This window comes from Helicobacter sp. 23-1044 (genome assembly GCF_053654695.1).
This window is the reverse complement of record NZ_JBSIUQ010000024.1, coordinates 1-3922: the sequence shown is the minus strand read 5'-3', so window position 1 is coordinate 3922 and position 3922 is coordinate 1. Positions and strand designations below refer to the sequence as shown.

Sequence of the window (3922 nt, the reverse complement as noted above, 5' to 3'; positions counted from 1 at the left end):
GTTAAACTCCGCATTTATGGTGCTAAATTTATAAGAATTTGGTGCGATGAAAAATGTCGTCTCTGCGCTTACAGATTTGCCATCTTTGCTAGTGCCGACACAAGAGATACTCGCCTCACCGCTAGATTCTGGCGCATATTCGCCAAAGATGAAATTTTTCCCTTTGCCTGAAAATAATGCGCTAAAAAAGCTATTTTCTTTTGCCGCTCCGCTAAAACTTTTGCCACTTTTTTCGGTGATGGTGCAGTTTAATGATGAAATGCCACTGCTAAATTTCCCCGCGCTATCGATTGAAAAAATGCGGAAATTATATGAGTTGCCTGAGATTTTCGTATGGACTTTTGAGGCGATTTGATTTGTATTGCCATCTTTTTCATCTAAAATTACCAAGTTGCCTAACTCATCGGGCTTTTCGGGCTCGGGTTCGGGTGCGCCACCGCTGTTTGGCGTATATGATGCTTTCTCGCAAGGTCCTGTCCTTTGTTGCACCCAGCCAAGCGCATCTTCTTGTATAAACTCCCTAAAACGCACGGTTTGTCCGCCTTGATTTGGTAAAAATGAAGTTATATTACCGCCACCCGGTGGCTCATAGCAGAATCGCCATCCATAAGGTATATTGTAGCTTGTTAATCGCTCCCTACATTTCTTTTCATCATCTGTGTCGTCGCATTTGGGCTTGTAGTAATATCTAGTGCCTGTTGTGTCATCGTCACATAATTTTCTATTTGATACTTCTTTGCCCTCTACTTTATCCACGCATTTGGAGACTTTTTCAAAATCATTTGGCACATTTCTATCGCTCGTATCATATTCAATCGCGCAAAAAGAAAATGTCTGTGGCGCGTTCCAATGCCCCATTCCTACAAATACATGGCAATCCCCAGCGTTCCAAGCGCAACCGCCATTACCGCGACAGCCACCTTCCCAAGCATTTTTAAATCTGCATAGTTTGCTTTGAGCGGTTTCTTCGGCAGAATCATCTTTATAATCCAAACTCCATTTCCACTCTTTTTTACAACCCTGTGGTGGGAAAGGGGCGGCGCAATATGTGCCGTGTCCCCTCCAAGTGTTATCATTTTGTGCGGTGCTATGAGCCATACCTATCTTTGCAAAGCAACGAAAAACCTTACCCGTTGGTCTATGTCCATTGCCCCCATCGCCGGGTCCTCCGCCACCTTGCCCGAAGGCAAATGCGCTAAATATAAGTAGCGCAAAAAGTAGCTTCATCGCGCTTTTGGGGCGACTATAAAATCCCCCCCCCCCTAAACTGATATTTATTCTCATAAAGAACCTCCATTTTTGAAATAGGCAAATTGTAGCACAAAATCTATATTTGTTGCAAAAAATCTTTTATTTTATCTTGCAAGTCGCGGATATTGCCTGTGTTTTCGATGACAAAGTCTGCTTTTTCGCGCTTTTTTTCAATGTCTATTTGGTTTGATAGGCGCGTCTTTGCGGATTCGTAGCTTAAATTATCGCGTTTTTGGATTCGCGCTAACTGCAAATCGCTTGGCGCGTAGATTAAAAGCGTTAGCGGGATTGCATAGCCACTGCCACGCTCTTGTAGCTCGTAAAAAAGCGGAATGTCGATGAAATATGTGATATTTTGCGCTTCAAAAATTTGTGCTTTTTGCTTTACAACTGCGCGTATTTTGGGGTGGAGAATGGACTCTAATGCGCGAAGTTTTGCCTTGTCGCTAAAAACGATTGCGCCTAATTTTTTGCGATTGATTTGTGGGGGGGTGCGCTTGATTTTCGCAGAATCTATCGCAGAATCTCGCGCAATTTTCGCAGAATCTCGCACGAAATCCGCAGAATCTCGCACAATTTTCGCAGAATCTCGCGCAAAATCCGCATTTTGTCCCCCATCCCTTGTGGAGATTGTTATTTTTTGTTCCCCCTCCCTTGCGGAGGGGGCTAGGGGGTGGGTAATTTTCGCATTAGATTCTGCGATTTTTATTTGATTTGCAGAATCTAATAAAATTTCATCTCCAAAGATTCGCACTACTTTGTCTTTGCTTTGCTCCAAAACTTCGTGTGCGATTAAGTCCGTGTCGATTATGGGATAGCCGTGCAGTTTTAGAATGCTACAAGCGGTGGATTTACCGGTGGCGATGCCACCTGTAAGGGCGATAGCGTTTTGAAACTTCATTGCCCTTGATTTTTTGTAATCGCCCTCATTGACGGGTCATCTTGTAGCACTGTCGCATTTCTATCCATATACTCTTTCTCTTCGCCGATTTTATGCTCGACATAATCGGCGTTTGCGTCCTTTATCACGGTGCGCGAAGTTTCGCTGATGATGTCTGTGCCGGGGATACTTTCGTGCTTGTAAAATTTAAAATACGCCACCGCGCCAATCGCGCCAATCACAACGAGTTTGCCAAGATTGCTCATAATTTGCTCCTTTTATTTTCAAAATCTGCGATTCTAGCATAATAATGCAAAATCTATACTATAATATCGCCTTAAAATTTTTGTTTTACGAAAGGTTGGAGTTGCAAAAAACTATTAAATTTTTACAAGAAAATAATGAGCTAAAAATCATCGAAACGCCACTTGACATTGAGCTAGAAATCCCACATATCGCCTATATTGAGGTAAAAAAGGACGATTCAAAGGCACTGCTTTTTACAAATCCTATTTGCAGACGGACGAATCAGAGCTTCAAAATTCCTGTATTTATGAATCTTTTTGGCTCTTTTAGACGATTAGAATTGCTTGGGATAAATGCCGAATCTATTTCGCAAAGTATCCGCGATTTTACGCGCCTATCCGCGCCCAAAAATTGGCGCGATTTGTTTGCAAAAATCCATCTTTTTAGTCAGCTTCGCTTTTTGCGCCCTAAAAAAATGCGCGATTCGTGGCATAAAACACATAAAATTATCCCAAAAGATAAAGTCGATTTATTTTCGCTCCCTATCTTAAAAACTTGGGAAAATGACGGCGGTAGATTCATAACCGCAGGGCAGATTTACACGCATAGCTTGGATAATTCGATGAAAAATTTGGGAATGTATCGGCTTCAAATTTATGATAAAAATCACTTGGGAATGCACTTTCAAATCCACAAAGATTCAATGATATTTTTTGATGAGTATAAAAAAGCAGGGCGCAAAATGCCCGTGAGCGTGGCAATCGGAGGCGACCCGCTTTATACTTGGTGCGCTCAAGCTCCCCTGCCGCTTGGAATGTTTGAGCTAATGCTGTATGGATTTATCCGCAAGATTCGCCCACGCCTCCGCAAATGCCAAAGCAATGACATTTTTGTCCCGCACGATTGCGACATAATAATCGAAGGCTTTATCGACCCAAATGATATGCGCGATGAGGGACCTTTTGGCGACCACACGGGCTATTATACGCCCATTGAAAAATATCCTGTGATGGAAGTGGAAAATATTTTGCTAAAAGAAAATGCCGTGTATTTGGGTGCGGTGGTGGGAAAACCGCCTTTGGAGGACAAATATTTGGGCTATGCAACGGAGCGCATTTTTTTGCCACTGCTGAAAACCACAAGCCCCGCGCTGATTGACTATTATATGCCTGAAAATGGCGTTTTTCACAATCTCATTTTGGCAAAAATCGCACCCAAATATCCCTCCCACGCGCAACAGATTATGCACGGATTTTGGGCTATGGGACAGATGAGCTTTGTCAAACACGCCATTTTTGTGCCACAAAATGCGCCAGAGCTTACAAATCATAGCGCGATTGCGGAATTTATTTTGAATAATTTTGACATTAACGAGCTTTTTATCTCACACGGCATTGTCGATGCGCTTGACCATTCATCGCCAAAATTTGCGCAAGGCGGGAAGTTAGGCGTGGATTGCACAAACGGCGCACCGCCTTATGAATCGCCACAAATTTTAAGCGATGACGCACTTTTGGCAAAAATAGCGCAAAATTACAGCGAGGC

4 protein-coding genes are annotated in these 3922 nt (G+C 42.9%); 1 reads left to right on the top strand and 3 read right to left on the bottom strand.

The annotated features are described in order from the left end of the window. From ACWIUD_RS11975 to ACWIUD_RS11965, 3 genes are all read right to left on the bottom strand, one after another. Positions 1 to 1284 (bottom strand): hypothetical protein (locus tag ACWIUD_RS11975; protein WP_454149378.1); only part of this gene is annotated, 1284 nt, incomplete at its 3' end. Between the two features lie 43 nt (positions 1285 to 1327). Continuing rightward, on the bottom strand, positions 1328 to 2152 hold the full coding sequence (gene coaE / locus ACWIUD_RS11970; RefSeq protein WP_454149376.1) for a dephospho-CoA kinase: 825 nt from the start codon (positions 2150 to 2152) through the stop codon (positions 1328 to 1330). Further along, positions 2149 to 2397, bottom strand: a complete 249-nt coding sequence (locus tag ACWIUD_RS11965; protein ID WP_454149374.1) for a hypothetical protein — start codon at positions 2395 to 2397, stop codon at positions 2149 to 2151. Before ACWIUD_RS11965 ends, coaE begins: the two co-directional genes overlap by 4 nt. A 101-nt stretch (positions 2398 to 2498) precedes the next feature. Between ACWIUD_RS11965 and ACWIUD_RS11960 the strand changes: the two genes are divergently transcribed. Further along, a partial coding sequence (locus tag ACWIUD_RS11960; protein ID WP_454149380.1) for a menaquinone biosynthesis decarboxylase occupies positions 2499 to 3922 on the top strand: 1424 nt, incomplete at its 3' end.